Here is a 15,829-nt window from a genome sequence, read left to right as displayed (position 1 = left end):
GTCTTCGTTTTAAGGGCTGTCTACGCAGCCTCAGGATCGGCCAAGGCTTGTGACCGAATACCCTAGAATAGGTTGACGGGTCAGGGAAAAGCAAGGCGAAATGACTGGCTTTTGTAGCGTTGGCAAGGGCCACGTCGAGCGCGAGGCAAACGAGTTCGCCTCATGGCGGTTGACGCCGTTGGACGATTTCCGGAAGCAGATCGCGCCAAGAGACAAGCCCGACTTCGACGCGATCGGCAAATGCGCGAGCCGCTACGAAGTCTCGCTGGTAGCAGCGGTCCTCAGATGGCAGGCGAGCGGTCTTCGTCAATTCCATCGACTGATACGTCAATTGGGCATGGTCGAGCGATCCTGCCTTCAAGCGGGATCTTCATCCGCATAAGCCGCGGCCCGGTTGAACTGCCGCCGGATCCGCCGTTGCGCAGGAACAGTTCACGCCGGAAGTACGCCGTGGCGTCGATCCCCCGGGAGCGTGGTTCAATCAGCGTGTCAAAGAACATTCGTTCCGGAGCGAGAAGTACGAGACCGCTTACACGTTGCTCCATCTACCAGACGCGAGCCAAAGTCGTGGTCCGAAGGACAGCCTCTCGAGGACACGTACGAAAGGTTCATGAGACGGTGACCCCTAATCTTTGGCGGCTCCGAATCTAGCGCCTCCTGCTCCATGTGACGCACGTCCCAACCGAACCACTCCGCCAGGTCACGGACCGCGCTGTCGGACTTCGCAATCGATCCCAACTCGGATCCGGATCGGCGGGCTGGCCGGACTTCTTGGCCAGCTCTCTGGTCATAATATGCGGGCGCGGCCCGCGGGGCAGGCTCTCTTCCAGGTACCTGAAGATAGGGACGCCGCCGGCATCCACGTCGCCCAGTGGAGGAATGGCACGTCGGCCGGCACGGTCGCTAGAACCTTTGCTAGAAGTTCGATGACCCCTGCTGCGGGGAAGCCGCCGGTGTAGACGACCAGGCTGCCGTCCTCGATCTCGCGGACCTGTCGATTGAAGCTCGCATAGTTCTCGATCGTCAGGATAGCCGATGGACGCTCAAGGACCGACAATTGCGAGAGCATCTCGGGATAGATCGAGGCGAGCGGCTTGGCGCGGCCGTCGACCAGTCGCTGGCTGGCCCCTTCCACGGCCACAGGCCCTTTCAGATACACAGGATGCCGGACGGCACTCTGAAGATCGTCGCCGCCGGCGAGAAGGAGGACCCGGCGCTGCCTGCGTAGTAGTCCGGCGGAACAGACGGACAAGTGCAGCCACCGCGATTTCGAATCCCAGCTCTGTGCTAACCGCCCGGAACGGACGGAGTGACGCAAGGATTCGTCCCAGTAGGAGCCACCCCGATGCTGATGACGAAGGAAAAGCGACCGGCGATCCGGACGCTGCGCGGATGGGCGATTTCCGTGCTGCTGGACGCGGGCGCCATCCGCGAGTGCGACGAGCACGGCTGGATCCAGTTCCATGCCGACCCACACGCCCGCGAGCGCGCTCTTCAGATCGCTTGCGAAGACCCGCCGCCCGGTTGCTCCCCACAAGCGGTCGCGATCGCGGGGGTGCTGGATTCGATCGGCGACACCTGTCCGGAGTGTCCGCAGGAGATCGACTAGACCGCCTGTGCTGTCCGGCCGTGCTCGCTGCCGGGCGGCGCCCGCAAGCGAGTGAGTTCGATCCACGCCACCGCAGCGCTGATCCATCTCTGCCGTTCGGCTCCATCAGCTTCGGCGGCGAGCTTCATCGCCGAAACTGCCTCGCGCTCGGGGTCGTGCTCGATGTCCATCAGGCGGCAAGATAGCCGCAGATCGTAAACGATTACGCATCGATCGGACCGTAGGAATCCGGGGCTGGCGACGAACGCTGGCCTTGGTCCTAAGCCTGAGGAAGTGCCACGCCCGTCAGCTCGGCCAATTTCGCGATAAGCTGTTCCTGAAATTCGGGGTCGGCGGCCTCGCTGGCCGGCCGCTCCTGCCGCAGGTGATGCCAATAGCGGCCGCTGACCTTGGCGGCAGGCTCGTCGCTCACGGCCAGCCAGCTCTGGGTCCGCTGGCCAGTCTCGAGGTCGACCGGCGCGCCGGGGCCGCCCATCTTCGTGCGCGCCCAACCGGGATCGACCACATTGCTCAAGACCTGAGGCCACCGTCGCGCAAGCGCGAAGGCCAACGCGACGACCTGCAGCTTGCTTTCCGCATAGGCCTTTTCCGGATCCCAAGTGCGCTTCGTCCAGTCGAGAGATCGTCCAGCGATCCCTCTCCGCGATGCAGGCCGCTGCTGAGGTAGACCAGCCGACCGGGACGCTGAATCAGCGCCGTCAGCATGTACGGGGCCAGGGTGTTCACCGCCAGCGTGGAGGCATGGCTCTCGGGCGTAGCGCCGCGACTGCGCTCGGTGTAGACGCCAGCGTTGTGGATGATCGCATCCATTCGTCCGATAGCGTTGACCTGATCCGCGATGCTCCTGGTCTCGGCAGCGCTGCGGAGATCGCCGATGACGATCCCGGCGACCGGAGACGCGAGATCGCCGACGATCGCAGCGCGATCTGCCGATCGAGCGTGCAGCACCACTTGATGACCGTCGTCAAGAAGCGACTGGGCCGCCGCCCGACCGAGCCCGTCGGTGCTGCCGGTGATGAGGACGAACGCCATTTAATGCTCCTCCACCCAAAGCCATAACTCAACCGGTCGGCGTGATAGGCCAGCCGCGCCCGGCCCGGGAGCGTTCGCGGACAGCTGGGCGGAACGCAGTGACCCGCACGAGACCCAGGTCGACCATTGCGCTTCTGTGCCTCCGACGCGCAAGGCAGGCCTTGAAGCGCCGGCTCGTCTATCCATATACCATCCATACAGATGGTATATGGATGGAAAACCGATGGCCAGCAACGTCCAGGAGATTCGACCAAAGCCTTCTGACAGCGAAAAAATCACGATCAACCTTGGTTTCGTCGATCTGGGTCAGGTCGATTTGATGGTGCAGGAAGGATTCTACTCCAACCGCACCGATTTCATCCGAACCGCAATCCGCAACCAGCTCGAACGCCACGCCGACGTGGTCAAGCAGTCCGCGGCCCGAAAGAGCCTTGACCTCGGCTTGCGGAACTACAGCCGCGATGATCTCGAGGCGGCGCAGCGGGCGGGCGAGATGCTGCACATCAATGTTCTGGGCCTCGCCAGCATCGCCCAGGACGTCACGCCCGAACTCGCTCGCGCCACGATTGCCTCGGTCTCCGTGCTGGGAGCTCTGCACGCCAGTCCCGCCGTCAAATCCGCTCTCGCCGACAGAATGAGGTAGACCATGTTGAAGTTGGACATCGTTCGCGAAGCTACGCGCCTCACGCGCTCGGGCCATCTCGTCGAGGCCACCGCGCTGCTCCAACGCATGTTGCGGGATGAGAACGCACCGGACGCCACTGCCCCACCCCACACCGCTCCACCACAACAGAAAGAGAGCCGCCGACCATCGAGGCCAAGGCACATGCCACGGAGGCGAGGAGTCCGCATCGAACGGTCCGTCCGCCGGAGGATTTCACCAAGAACCTCCCGGGGCTCGACCTCCGAGGATCGCTGAGGCGCGGCCCGCCGTGCCTGGGAGACATCGTGCCGGACGGCGCCAAGTTCATCGAAGGCAGCTACGGTAACGCCGCGGGAAGTCGCGCCTACCGGCTCTTCATGCCCAGCGGCTATCATGGACAGGCCATTCCGCTGGTGATCATGCTGCACGGTTGCACGCAGTCGCCGGAGGACTTCGCCGCCGGCACGCGGATGAACTTCATTGCGGAAGAGCACACCTGTTTCGTGGCCTATCCCGCGCAGCGGGCCGAAGCGAACCAGGCGAGATGCTGGAATTGGTTTCGTCCGGCCGACCAGCAACGCGGCGGCGGCGAACCCTCGCTCATCGCCGGCATCACCCGCCAGATCATGCGCGACCATTCGGTCGACCCACAACGCGTCTACGTCGCTGGACTGTCGGCCGGGGCCGCAGCCGCCGCCGTGATGGGATCGACGTACGGCGATCTGTACGCAGCGATCGGCATACACTCCGGACTAGCCTGCGGGGCCGCCACGGACCTGCCCTCCGCGCTGATCGCGATGAAGCACGGCGGGGGGTCCGAGGCAATGCCGAGCGACGGACCGACCATTCCGACGATCGTCTTCCACGGCGACCGCGACACCACGGTGCATTCGAAAAACGGCGGTCGAATTGTCCGGCAGTCCATCGCAGCGACGAGCACGACGGTGAAGGTTCATCGCGGACGGGTACCGGGAGGGCATGCCTACACCCGCACAGTCCATATCGACGCCGGCGGACGCGGAATCCTCGAGCACTGGGAAATCCACGGAGCCGGACACGCATGGTCGGGAGGCAGCCCCGTCGGCTCCTACACCGATCCGGACGGACCAGATGCAACGAGGGAAATGCTGCGTTTCTTCCTTGAGCATTCGCTCCCACAGGGGCGGAATTAGAGCTGGCGTCGCCTTTTCATCCTGGTGATGGGAGACATCATCGGGATGCCGGTGAGAGTGAGGCCGCCCCGCTCGATCCTGCCTGGGCAAGACGGCGCCTTCGCTGACGCTCCCGGCCGTCGGTCGCGACAGCCTGCCTCGTGGCAACTCGGCGATGCGCTGAGGATCTTAGTCGAATGAAAATGTGGGCGCGGAAGATCAGTCATCCCAATCTGGTCTCGAGCCTCGACCAGCGAGCCGGCTGACGCTAATCGGTGCGGATACGATGTCTACTCCGATCAGGTCTTGTGCTGCTGTTTTGCCGCCGCTTCGCGAGCCAGCCGCTCCGCCTTCAACCGTTCCCGGTTTGCATGGAGCGCCCGTTGCGCGCGTTCATATTCCGACAACGACAATTTGGCGTCCGCGTCTCTGAAGACCTTTCGAGCTTCCCGTTCGGCCCCGGTGGGCGTCCTGGACATGCGATTGTTCATTGCTCCCTCCTCGGGTCGCAAACGGTCCTGACGCAAAGTGGTTCGCACATCAGGACCGCCAACCTGGATGGTTTTCCTCTGGCTTGGGCTTTGGGGGTAAGGTGCCGGAGGTAGGGATTCGACGCCTGACGAAGCCGTTGGTTCCAGGATCGTCCGGTTCGTCAACGTCACTGACGGTAATTCCCCGGGGTTGTTGTTCCGCAAACAAATGGATGGAGTCGAGCCACAACCGCGAAGCCGTGGCGGGACACAATGATCCGTCGCAGAACCGGCAACGATGGTTGGCACTCGGCGCATGTATGACGGCTGTTAGCGGCGTCACGGCGCGCGAAATCGGAAGCTCGAGGTCAATGGCGCCGCCAAAGCCGCCATCGCGCCTGCGGGACATGCAAACTTACCGCGTCTAAGGACGAACACAGCCAGGTGCAGCACGAGCGACGCTATCGTCATGCTGCTGCATGCGATCATTGATTGTCTAGCGATCGGAAAAGAGGCCAAAGGCCTCAGTCCAACAAAGGAGTTATCCTATGAAATTGGCTCAAGCATCAGCATTAGTCATTTGTCTGCTCGCCACCGCTTCGGGCGTATCGTTTGCCGCAGACGCCAAGAGCGATGTCGAGAAAGCGTATGCCGCGTGGGACGTCGCATTCAACAAGCAGGATGCGAAGGCCGTTACAGCGCACTATGTTGCGACCGCCAAGCTGATGCCGCCGACCCACCAGGTCGCGTCAGGTCCGGCGGAGATCGAGAAGTTCTGGGCCGAGCTCTTCGCGAGCGGCGTGACGGGTCACAAGCTGGAGATAATCGACGCCGGCGGAGACGACAAGGTGGTGTTCGCCACGGCCAAGTGGAGCGCTACCGGCAAGGACAAGGATGGCAAGCCGGCGCCCTTCAGCGGTCTCGCAATGCACGTGTTCGAGCGGCAGGCCGACGGCTCGCTGAAGCTCAGGCTTCAGACGTTCAACTGAGTGGTTGATCTGAAGCGATAACCGGAGGAGGATCGCTCTGATCCTCCTCCCCTTCGATGCCGATGAAACACGTATTAGCAGAGATGATGGCTATGACGATGATGCGGAGTCTGACGCTTGTGATTGCATTCATGATCGATGGCCCCGGCGCCTGCTCAGAAAGGCGAGATTGAGGCGATCATGCGAAATTGGTCGAACTCTTCAACAAGGACGATTTCGCTGGAATCGCATCACTCTACTCCCCCGATGCGACCGCATTGCCGCCAGGTTCTGCAGTGGTGCGCGGCGCATCGGCCATCGAGGCAATGTGGAAAAGCATGGCGGAACAGGTGGCGATCTGAAACTGACAACCGTTGAGGTCAAACCGCTCGGCGCCTCCGCCGCACGCGAGATGGGGACCTATAGCCTGAAGACCAAGGGCTCGACGCCGCAAGAGACATCGGGGAAATATGTGGTGGTCTGGGAAAAGGTCGGAAAAGACTGGAAGCTCGGGACTGATATTTGGAACGACGGTAAATAGGCCGTCGGTGCCTCGGGACCTGACATCACCTCTACTTTAGGCCGACTTGCGCTGCGGTCCCCCGGCAGACATCGGTGATGTGAACGCCAGTTGCGCTCCCGCCCACTCAAATAGGGAGCGTCGTCATGGCAGCACCGCCGGATCCTGGGAAATCTCCAAATGCGGTCGAGCTGATCCAGTGCCGCATACACATCGAGAAAATCAGCGAGCCGTTTCATTTCCGTGACCGCGGCAGGCCAGCCGAGTACGGCGGCGGGCCTCAAACTCTCGATCGAGCGCGGCTGGCTCAGGATGCACGAATTCGGGACCTTCGTGACCTTCACGCCTGCTGGGGCTAAACTATTTCGCGCGAGCTGGAGTGCCATGAGTTGGCGGAGAAGGCCGCGAGCCCTGTGGATAGGGACGCTTGGTTGCACCTTGCCGAGGATTGGCTGAAGCTTGCGCAAGAGGCGGAAAAGGGCACCAGATTCGGTCGGAGATGACGTCACGGAATTAATAGCCGAACTTGCAGCCTACATTTGATTTGGTGGATCGCGGTCTCTTCTCGATAAGATGGAATCGAGGCGACGATTTCTTCGATTGGCTTAAAACCACGATGACCGTCAAAGAGCTGATAGTTCAACTGCAGGCACTCGACAACCAAGATGCTCTGGTGATTATTGCGAGCGGAAATGCAAACGAGTGGCTAATAGCCACCAGCATCATCGAGCGTGATATTTCACCCTCACCTGCAAACCCGGATTTTGTGGTGCCAGGCAACGGTCCTGGCGTAGAGATCATCTAGGGCATCTTGAGCAGCCCATAATGACGCACTCCGCGGATCGCGCTCGCTGATCTCGGCCTCGGCTTGACGCCAAAACTCCAGATTGCAGCCCGGCGGATCGCGGAGGCGTGGTGCGTATGAGGACCGCCGATCTCACGTTGTATTCATTATCCGCTGCACAGCGAGCCATGAGGCGCTGGCGCTGTGGAGGCAGGCCGCAGCTGCCAGAGACGGTTGCGTCGGGTTAGTTGCCGCGGGACCGATCCACTCGATCGGTGTCGTCATTGGTCGCTTGATGAGCCGGCTTGTCCCTGGAGTATAGCGCTCCCGAACATTGGTCCTCCCGAGGTGGCGAGAGCCCCAGTTGAGTAAGGTCTTCAACGTTCCGCGAACAAACACGTGCGGTAGGGCTCGAACTATGTGTGTCCCTCTTACCACATCCACATCAGTTCCGCCGCAAACTGCACGTTTTGATACAGACTAGCCCGCGAACATTTGCAAGCTTGCTAACGGGGGCACGCGGCGGCATCGGTTGCGGACTCGTTGAGGATGTTGCTCACTCAACAAGTCCGCTCGCACCGAGCCGCTACTTGTGACAACTGAAATCAAGGCCAATCGCGACGATCATTCGCTCATTAGGTTCTTGAGGCCGTCGCCAGCTTTCGGGATGCAAGGCTCCCATGACCAACGTACGCAGGCAGTTGGACAAAATCCGCTCAGACGCGGCCGAATGTGTGTTGCTAAGTAAGCTTGTCACTGACGGTAAAGGACAGGTGTTCGTCAGGACAGCGGAACACCTGCATGAACTTGCTCTCGAACTTGAAAAGAGTATTCCGACAAACAGTGCAGATGCAGGCACGGACCGGGTGGGCCTGTCTTTTCCTCATGCCGGAGATCACGAAGAGGCTGCGAGTTCGAAGACTGCTGGTCAACAGCCGGCGCCGCCTCGCTGGATGCTTATCTGGATGTTGTTGGTGGTGATTATTTTGTCAGGCGTGCTCGGAGCATCATCTAAGCAGGCTAGAGAGTATTGGTCACTCTACGTCTCTCCATCAAAGCACGACACACCGCCATCAACACAGGACCAAACAATACAGACTATGGCGGCTTTGCTATCCAGCGAATCGGCCGAGCGGGGAAAAATGATTGGACACCTCCATGAGCTAAACGCTCGTATGGATGTTCTCATATCCTCATTCAACAACCTGAATTCAGCGCGTGACGAAATCGCGGCAAAGTCCAATAGGGACAAGATGGCTGCAGAGGAAGAGCCGCGAGGTTCCACCGCCCAAGCTCCAGCTCCTACAGTGACATCATCTACAAAGGAGAATTCCGCTCCCGTTCTGGAAGGTTCGCCTGCAGCAAAGCAAGCGGACAGTATGTCACCCGAGACCGTCGATCAGGTCGGGGCAATTCCGGCCGGTCAAAGGCGAGTTGCGCCATCGCCCCGCAAATCCGCTGCCGGTCCCGCAGGCTGTGCGCAGTTCCGCTCTTTCGATCCAGTATCAGAGACATACACGACTTTGGATGGGCGGCGACGTGAGTGCCGGCAATAGACCGCCTCCTCATCGTGAGTCCTGACAAGGATTAAGCCGATGGGTAAGCCTCGTTTCGTCGCTAGCAAGTTTGCGACCACGGCGGTTCTGACGCGCTGGCGAATTCCAGAGCGGAAAAATATGCCAGAGCGACGAGCTCTCGCAAAACGATTACACCAAATACACCTTTGTCGGGCGTCAATCGCGCCAAAGCGGGTGCCGAGAGCCTATCCGGCAATACTCGAAGTGGCGCCAACTGTTTTTTCTGGTCAGCCGAATTGCAAATCGGACAGATGAATTGATGTTCGATGACCGAGCAGGGGTCGCTTGTGACCAGCGTCGAGCAGAACCATTTCGCTTCTATCAACCTTTGGCAGCCAGTCGCTTCTAGATGCTCTGTAGAGCTTTTAAGACGATCAACCACTATCAACCCCAACGGGCCTAGGCGTTATAGCGGATATAAAAATAGCGATATAGAAGCGATACGGCGGCATCAAATGTCCTAAAGTCTCGCCTGCCTTGCGCGTCTTGTGCTTCATCGTAATTAAGAAGCGCAAATTCTCAGCAGGGGCACGCCGCCGCCCCCTGTTGAGCACTACCGGTGGGACACAACCACTTAGGTTACGCGGAATGCAAGTCCTTGCCCCGGCGGCGATAGGCAACAAGACCCACCCTAAAAAACCGAGGACCATCATTGCCCAGGTAGAAGCTTCCGGAATTGCGGCAGTGAGAATACCGGCCTGGACGATTCAAGGCCGCCCTGAGCGTTGGCGAAAGTGGCACCCACCGTGAACACTTCCAGGCGAGCATTGGCCGCCATCGTGCTGTTCACCTGAGTCTGCTCGGCCGGTGTAGGCCCGAAAACAAGGCCAGATCCGCCGACACCTCCCTAGAATTGGTTGAGCGTCTGACCGGCAGCCGTGGTGTGCTGCTCCAGAGCGCGCCGCTTGCACTGCAAACGTTCAGCGTGACTGCATTCGCAAGGTTAGCATTTGTGACGAGCGGGCTCAGAGCTGTGGTCACGGAGGGTGGATTCTCTGATCCAGGCCGTGCGAGGTTGACGATCAGAGCCCGCTGGTTTGCGTTGGTGATCCCGAGGCTAGCAAAAGTGAACGTCGTGGACTGCGACGCTCCCATCTGCGCATTTCCAAAAGTTGTGCCATTGAAGTGAATACCGCCGCTTCCAGTCGTGGAGGCGCCCGAGGCCTGCAGGGTAAGAAGGGTCCATCCGTATCCCCCATCAGGAAACGGACAAATCGTAGCTGACTAGCGACTTTTCACTGCCAGGGTCAAGCAGAAATGAGCAACGTGCGTTGGGGTGTCCGCTATGAGCGGAAACGCAATGGCAGCACAAGATGAAGGCAAAAAATATCACGAAGAAGGCGATCCATCAGGCTTGCGCAGCGGCAGACTGCCTTTCGAAGCTCCACGCGCTTTCCCATCATTCTCAACCCGGTGGCGGTTTCTTCGCGAGAATGGTTTTTAGCGGAGGCCCGCAGAGGTCTACTCGCGCAGAATTGCCAGTGCTGCCCACGATATCTCCAAAGGAGATACGCCAAACGGTGTTCGGATAACTGCCACTGCATACCAAGTGGGTCGTATCCGATGCGTAGTTGACGCAGCGCTTTTGACACTGCTTTGTCAGCGCAGCTTGACGGTCGGGGCAGTTCAGGCCAGTTCGCCTGTCTTCGGCCCTGCCCGCATCGTCCTCGAAAAAGCACTCCCACAACTGCGCACTTCGGGTCAACGCGCTAATGCATTGATTGGTCGCTTCGTCGACCTGCGCCTGGGTTGGATACGTCAATTGGCAATGCGGGGGGATCTGACGTGGGACCACGTAGGTACTTGCCGTGCGCAGCGGGCGGACAAGCACCGCACTCTTTCGGCGCTCGGGCGGGCGGCCAGAGGACACGGCGGGCGACCTTTGAGCATCCTCGGCGCAGGCGATGGGAATGCATCTGGTCCACAGCGGACCCGTGGTCACGCACCGATTGGCTTCCAGCGCGCAGCCGGCGGGGCAACAGGTTTGCGCAAACGCCGGCGATGAAATCGGCGCATATGCCAAAACAAGGATTGCCAACGTGAGATAATGCATTGCTGTCCGGCCACTCCGCTCCGCTCAGGCAGCGCTACGCGGTTGAAGGTTGCTCCCCGAAGGTTGCGGACCAAGGGACGGGGATACTGCAACGGAATCAGCCGCCAGAGCGATGCAAAAACGGATCCACGGACTGAGCTAGCAAGGTTGCCAGTTGGGTAGCGTCAATCGCAGCCTGCTTATCGGTTGGCAACGAGCTAACAGAATGGACCGCCAGTCCGGTACCAGCGGCAATTATCGCAATTGCAGCAAGATATTCGATCCTCATGGCGATGGTTCCTTCATCGGCCCCACGGAATAACCGGACACTCGCTGAAATGGTTCCAGAGCTCATCTATCTTGCGCCGCGCTCCAAATTGATCGGCGGTCGAGAGCGCTTGGCTGGGGGAATTCGGGAACTCTGATTCCCTCAACAGTAACAAAGGCGGTCGCGCCCAACCATCAATCTGCGCCGATTGCCGTGGCGCCTATTTCCAATTGAACACTCCTTACACCACGCCTGCTGATCTCGGGCTTTATACTCACAAAGGTGCACGAAAATCCGCCATTGCCATCGCAAATCGTCCGACAAGTTATAGGGCCGACACCATCCGCCGATCATTGGCCAGCCGCTCTACCGTCGAGCAACCCGTTGCACCAGCAATGTCGAGCAAACGGCGACGGGAGAATGGTGTCATCGTAACCTCCCCACGTATACTGATCCGCGCATTAGACACGCTACCAATATCAGAGGTTAGATTCACTTGGCCTTGGTGACGGGGGCAACTGGCAAGACTATAGCCCCGTGGCCGATCCTTGGGAGCAACTTTCCACGCCCCCCCCGCGAAGACGGATTCGGGCAGCAGCTTTGACACACTTGTTTGGGATTGTCATGCTAGGAACAAACGTGACCCCGAGGTAGGGAGCCGCTCTAAAACGACGATGACGGCCGCCTTAAGCGTGAGGTCTACCCTGATAAGCAGACGTTCCGATGGTCAATGTCACCTTGCTACGGCCACAAGCCGACCTGGTTCCTTCGCCTCTGGGCGGTGGGCGCAGCCCGCTTCCTGCTGAATCAGCTTAGCTGGAACACCCTTCTGAATAGTCCTTTCACCGCCCGTTTGGCATCCTGCGTGGAGTCGGGATCGTGTCCAGTGTGTGGACCGTGTACGACGCAAGCATCCCTGTAATTGAATGGCTGCCCAGTTTCGGTGTTGATGAGAAGCCCCTCTGCTTCTTCGCGGATTTTGCAATTGCGTACGCTCCGAAATGTCGGCTGCTCCTTTGCTGGCTGTGCGCCGAGCGGGTTGTCGAATGCGTGCGCAGCGTTCGGATATTCGGTCACTTCAACATCCGCGCCTGCGGCTGGCAGTCGCTCAACGTATGCCTTACAGACAGCAATTGGATTATAGTCATCCTGCATACCGCCGAAGATGCGGATCGGTCGACCGACAACGTCGGTCTCGGACAGGAATGTTGTCATGCAATCCGGGTAGAACGGACGTAGGTCGCAAATTCCACGCCTGACTTGCCAAAGCCGGTGGAATCGCTTGAGGCTCGCATACAGCGTGGCCTGGCCACCACGCGAAAAGCCCATCAGCGCGATGCGTGCCGAATCGACACGCGGATGTTTGGCGAGAATGTCTAGCGCACGATAAATATCTAGTATGAGGTTGGTTCGCCCGAGCGCAGCTTGATTGCTATTCACATCTGTCAAGCCACGAGCGGTAAAGCCATCCAGCGCAAAAGTCGAAATACCAAGTTCGTTTAGCTCTCTAGACCAGACATCGATGCGAGCGTCGTATCCGCTGGACGCGTGTGGAGCAAAACAACCGGAAGTCGGCCAGAACCTTGAGCGATCCGAAGCTGGCCGACAATAGTCACCGCGGCGCCAGCGGGGTTTCCTGTCAGGAACTGCTGATCGGATAAGGTCAGCGTGGAAATCTGGTAGAGTTCAGTTCTCGGCGCAATTTGCTTGGGCGAGTAGTTCTGCGCAACTGCTGGACTTGCAATCAGCGCGATGTAAAGTGATTGCCAAAACCAAATCGCGGTACGCCCTCATGTCAGCCTCCCTTACGGGCTCATTTGGTAACGCATCATCCAAACTATAGCATCCTCGAACTATGGTGGCGAAACGCCAGGCTGCTCACCGTCCCCAGCCGCATGGAATATCTGGTGTGGACGACGACGATGGCGCGCATGCCCGGACCTTGCAAAGCCGGATCGTTCACCGCCGCCTGCAAGAAGGGGGCTACGGATCGAACAGGAGGGAAAGAGCTTTACGGCAAAGTAAATTTTGCCTGGACCTGCGACAAGGACACAAAAGAGCAAGCATCCAACGACGGGAACGTGGTCGCAATCATGAGGATACCCGACTTGAAGGCTTGGGGCCGGCTTCGTAAGCCTGGACGCCTTGTTCGGTGCGCCGCCACGCGCCGATTGCGTCCGCAAACGGGCCAGCTTTCGAGCGCCGAGATGGACGGGTGGATCAGCTTCCAACGTCAAGACAGCGAGCGAACTTACTTTGAAGTTGGTGCAGCGGCGCGATGAGGTACGCGGCGTCAACCGAGAGGTCGGGCTTGTCTGAACTGAAATTTGCTCGGCGTGAACCTCCTAGCCACGGCGCGCGCCTTGCCCTCGCATGTTTCCAACGCAATCTTCTGAGCGAGCATGACATCTCCGATCGGCAGCGCGCCGATCGGCATGAAGCACAACCCCACCTGCAGGCGGCCTCTTTCGTCAATCTCGCATACGTTGACCGACGTCCCGATGTGGATCCGGTACCGCTTCCCACTTTCGCTTCCGACAACCTCGAAGTAGCCCCTCCTTGCGAACTGCTCCCGCTGCGCGGGCGATAGCCAACGCCGCAAGAGCAGCAGCGACCTTCCCTCTGGTGTGCGTTCGGCGCCGTGCTTGATGAAGAGCATTCGCGCCGCTCTCATACGGGAGCGGACGCCCGGCGCCACCGGCCGAAAACCGAACATGAGCGGCTACCCGCCGATCAGCCTGGGGAAAAAAAGAGTTTCGTCCGCAGTGGGGTCGAACGATCTGATCTGCGAGATCTGAGCGGGACCCGTCCGGACCGCGGCGGTGAAGCCGGCCTTCGTCAGTTCATAAAACCGCTGCTCCGCCTTCGCCACTTCCTGCAGGTCGCGAGGGTTGAAAGGGTGATGGCTGTCGCCGGTGCGGTCCATAACGATCTGAATCGCCATGATCGTCCTCCTCGGATTGATGATGGCCCAAGGGATCCTACCCAGTATCCGACTAACCTGACGAACTTTCAAGACGAGACCACTTCAATCAGAAGAGCGATTTGCTGCTGACCGTAGAAGCCACTGCATTCTAGAAGCGTGCCGTCATGGACTCGGTCAGGGCGAATGCCCTCGTCGGCACGCCATAAAGCTGGTCAGACAGATCGAGGAGTTTCCCGAAGTGCCAGCGCGCGGCTCGTTCAGCCCTTCGGGCGCATCCGAATCATGAATGTTTCATATGAATACTCCGCGATCTGCCACCAGAGATTCTCGTCATTTCGAAAGTCCATTTGCGAATCGTAGATCTTCTTGAAATCAGGGTTGGCCGCGGAGGTTTCCGCATTGACCTCGTTCGAAGCCTTTAAGCACGCTTCCATCACCGCCTGGCTGAACGGACGCAAAAGTGTCCCGTTGGCGACGAGCCGTTTGATGGCCGGCGGGTTGCGCGCATCGTAGCGCGCCTGAACGTCCATGTTGGCATAGCCGCAGGCCAGCGCGAGGAGCGACTTGTAAGCCTTTGGCAGAGCGTTCCACTTGTCCAGGTTGATGAAGAAATGCAGCGCCGTGCCGCCTTCCCACCAGCCCGGATAGTAGTAGTACCTGGCGACCTTGTAGAAGCCGAGCTTCTCGTCGTCATAGGGACCAACCCATTCGGTCGCGTCGATCGTGCCTTTTTCCAGAGCCGGATAGATGTCGCCGCCTGCGATCTGCTGCGGGACCACGCCGAGCTTTGAAAGGGTCTTGCCCGCCCAACCGCCGATCCGCATCTTCAATCCGCTGAGGTCTTCGACGCTGTTGATCTCCTTACGGAACCAGCCGCCCATCTGAGTGCCGGTATTGCCGCCCGCAATGCCGTATATGTTGTACTTCTTGCCGAACTCGTTGAGCATGTCCTGACCGCCATGATCCTGGAACCATGCATTCTGCTGTCGCGAGTTCAGGCCGAACGGTACTGAGCAATAGAGTGCGAAGGTCGGATCCTTGCCGATGAAGTAATAAGCGGCGGTGTGGCACATTTCGACCGTTGCATTGCTTACTGCATCGACCGCCTGCAAGGCAGGCACGATCTCGCCGCCTGCGAAGGGCTGAATCTGAAATTTGTTGTCGGTAGCTTCCGCAACATATTTCGCGATCGTCTCTGATGCACTGAAAGGCACATCCAGTGACTTCGGCCAACTCGTGGTGCAGCGCCACTTTAGTTCAGGCATCGACTGGGCGATGGTTGGCGCAGCAAGAGCGGCGGACGCGGCGAGGCCAGCGCTTGCCGTACTTAGAAATTGACGACGTTTCATGGCGTTTCCCCTATGGATGATTGCGTATTGAATAAAACCGCCGGCCCGCGGCCATTTCGGCGGCAGTGCTCCCCCGGGGATCAATTTTTCATGCGGGCCTTTCTTGGATAAACCCGGCAGATATCAATTATATCAGACATTGGGATGCACAGGAGATGCGGACAGCCACCACCTGCAAGTCAAAAGCTCTGATAGGTTGAGAGGCTGACCATGCTGCGTTGCGGCATTTGCGCCAACGAACCCCGCATGAACCACTGACGGCGCAAAGCGGTTGAACGATCAAACGTCACATCCGCTTGCGTCATCAGGCGAGATGGCAAGCGATGGTCCAGGACCGCTTCGGGTCATAAGCGGCGGTTGAAGGATCGCGGATGCGAAGTCCGGATTGCCCTCGATAGCAGACCAGCCGCAAGCACCGAATTTGGTCGGCTTTGGGCCCAGGAGCGGAGATGCTGAGGGCGTAAGTACCTGACGTCGCAGCTAAGGAACTGAAGCCGGCT

The 15,829-nt window shown here is 59.4% G+C and carries 16 protein-coding genes and 2 pseudogenes; 9 read left to right on the top strand and 9 right to left on the bottom strand.

Annotated features, from left to right (window positions below):
* Positions 1 to 100: 100 nt before the first annotated feature.
* A complete protein-coding gene (locus QA643_RS10115) occupies positions 101 to 382 on the top strand; it encodes an ImmA/IrrE family metallo-endopeptidase (protein WP_283033030.1) in 282 nt (93 codons plus the stop codon).
* Here QA643_RS10115 and QA643_RS10110 read toward each other — a convergent pair.
* Together QA643_RS10110 and QA643_RS10105 are read right to left on the bottom strand one after the other, a co-directional pair.
* Positions 282 to 500, bottom strand: a complete 219-nt coding sequence (locus QA643_RS10110) for a hypothetical protein (protein WP_283035116.1) — start codon at positions 498 to 500, stop codon at positions 282 to 284. The two genes, QA643_RS10115 and QA643_RS10110, sit on opposite strands and share 101 nt — an antisense overlap.
* Before the next feature lie 147 nt (positions 501 to 647).
* Positions 648 to 1,069 (bottom strand): annotated as a pseudogene (locus QA643_RS10105) (Wadjet anti-phage system protein JetD domain-containing protein).
* Between the two features lie 276 nt (positions 1,070 to 1,345).
* On the opposite strand from QA643_RS10105, the gene QA643_RS10100 reads away from it, so the two are divergent.
* Positions 1,346 to 1,609, top strand: coding sequence for a hypothetical protein (locus QA643_RS10100; RefSeq protein WP_283033029.1), 264 nt, complete (start codon positions 1,346 to 1,348; stop codon positions 1,607 to 1,609).
* Here QA643_RS10100 and QA643_RS10095 read toward each other — a convergent pair.
* Positions 1,606 to 1,779 (bottom strand): hypothetical protein, encoded by a 174-nt coding sequence (locus QA643_RS10095; protein WP_283033028.1) that lies wholly within the window; start codon positions 1,777 to 1,779, stop codon positions 1,606 to 1,608. The two genes, QA643_RS10100 and QA643_RS10095, sit on opposite strands and share 4 nt — an antisense overlap.
* An 89-nt stretch (positions 1,780 to 1,868) precedes the next feature.
* A pseudogene (locus QA643_RS10090) lies at positions 1,869 to 2,641 on the bottom strand (SDR family NAD(P)-dependent oxidoreductase).
* 223 nt (positions 2,642 to 2,864) lie between these two features.
* On the opposite strand from QA643_RS10090, the gene QA643_RS10085 reads away from it, so the two are divergent.
* Both QA643_RS10085 and QA643_RS10080 read left to right on the top strand, forming a co-directional pair.
* Entirely contained in the window at positions 2,865 to 3,284 is a 420-nt protein-coding gene (locus QA643_RS10085; protein WP_283033027.1) for a CopG family transcriptional regulator, read from the top strand.
* A 305-nt stretch (positions 3,285 to 3,589) separates the two neighbouring features.
* Positions 3,590 to 4,456, top strand: coding sequence for a PHB depolymerase family esterase (locus QA643_RS10080; protein WP_283033026.1), 867 nt, complete (start codon positions 3,590 to 3,592; stop codon positions 4,454 to 4,456).
* 278 nt (positions 4,457 to 4,734) lie between these two features.
* Here QA643_RS10080 and QA643_RS10075 read toward each other — a convergent pair whose 3' ends face one another.
* Positions 4,735 to 4,926: a hypothetical protein gene (locus tag QA643_RS10075; protein WP_283033025.1), complete on the bottom strand. Its 192-nt coding sequence runs from the start codon at positions 4,924 to 4,926 to the stop codon at positions 4,735 to 4,737.
* A gap of 527 nt (positions 4,927 to 5,453) precedes the next feature.
* On the opposite strand from QA643_RS10075, the gene QA643_RS10070 reads away from it, so the two are divergent.
* From QA643_RS10070 to QA643_RS10050, 5 genes are all read left to right on the top strand, one after another.
* Positions 5,454 to 5,894, top strand: a complete 441-nt coding sequence (locus tag QA643_RS10070; RefSeq protein ID WP_283033024.1) for a nuclear transport factor 2 family protein — start codon at positions 5,454 to 5,456, stop codon at positions 5,892 to 5,894.
* A 188-nt stretch (positions 5,895 to 6,082) separates the two neighbouring features.
* Positions 6,083 to 6,235 carry a nuclear transport factor 2 family protein gene (locus QA643_RS10065; protein WP_283033023.1) on the top strand — a complete coding sequence of 51 codons (153 nt, stop codon included), beginning with the start codon at positions 6,083 to 6,085 and terminating at the stop codon, positions 6,233 to 6,235.
* Positions 6,202 to 6,414, top strand: a complete 213-nt coding sequence (locus QA643_RS10060; RefSeq protein WP_283033022.1) for a nuclear transport factor 2 family protein — start codon at positions 6,202 to 6,204, stop codon at positions 6,412 to 6,414. Before QA643_RS10065 ends, QA643_RS10060 begins: the two co-directional genes overlap by 34 nt.
* A gap of 595 nt (positions 6,415 to 7,009) precedes the next feature.
* Positions 7,010 to 7,198, top strand: coding sequence for a hypothetical protein (locus QA643_RS10055; RefSeq protein ID WP_283033021.1), 189 nt, complete (start codon positions 7,010 to 7,012; stop codon positions 7,196 to 7,198).
* Positions 7,199 to 7,857: 659 nt separating this feature from the next.
* On the top strand, positions 7,858 to 8,733 hold the full coding sequence (locus QA643_RS10050; protein WP_283033020.1) for a BA14K family protein: 876 nt from the start codon (positions 7,858 to 7,860) through the stop codon (positions 8,731 to 8,733).
* A 3,128-nt stretch (positions 8,734 to 11,861) separates the two neighbouring features.
* On the opposite strand, the gene QA643_RS10045 is transcribed toward QA643_RS10050, so the two are convergent.
* From QA643_RS10045 to QA643_RS10030, 4 genes are all read right to left on the bottom strand, one after another.
* Positions 11,862 to 12,494, bottom strand: coding sequence for a dienelactone hydrolase family protein (locus QA643_RS10045; protein WP_283033019.1), 633 nt, complete (start codon positions 12,492 to 12,494; stop codon positions 11,862 to 11,864).
* Positions 12,495 to 13,347: 853 nt separating this feature from the next.
* Entirely contained in the window at positions 13,348 to 13,713 is a 366-nt protein-coding gene (locus QA643_RS10040) for a hypothetical protein (protein WP_283033018.1), read from the bottom strand.
* Between the two features lie 63 nt (positions 13,714 to 13,776).
* The gene (locus QA643_RS10035) at positions 13,777 to 13,998 is read right to left on the bottom strand and encodes a hypothetical protein (protein WP_283033017.1); all 222 of its coding nucleotides are present in this window, start codon (positions 13,996 to 13,998) and stop codon (positions 13,777 to 13,779) included.
* 239 nt (positions 13,999 to 14,237) lie between these two features.
* Entirely contained in the window at positions 14,238 to 15,329 is a 1,092-nt protein-coding gene (locus tag QA643_RS10030; protein ID WP_283034761.1) for a TRAP transporter substrate-binding protein, read from the bottom strand.
* Positions 15,330 to 15,829: the final 500 nt, after the last annotated feature.

The sequence above is a fragment of the Bradyrhizobium sp. CB3481 genome (assembly GCF_029714305.1).
In the GTDB taxonomy this organism is placed as follows: domain Bacteria; phylum Pseudomonadota; class Alphaproteobacteria; order Rhizobiales; family Xanthobacteraceae; genus Bradyrhizobium.
This window is presented reverse-complemented; position numbering and strand designations above follow the sequence as displayed.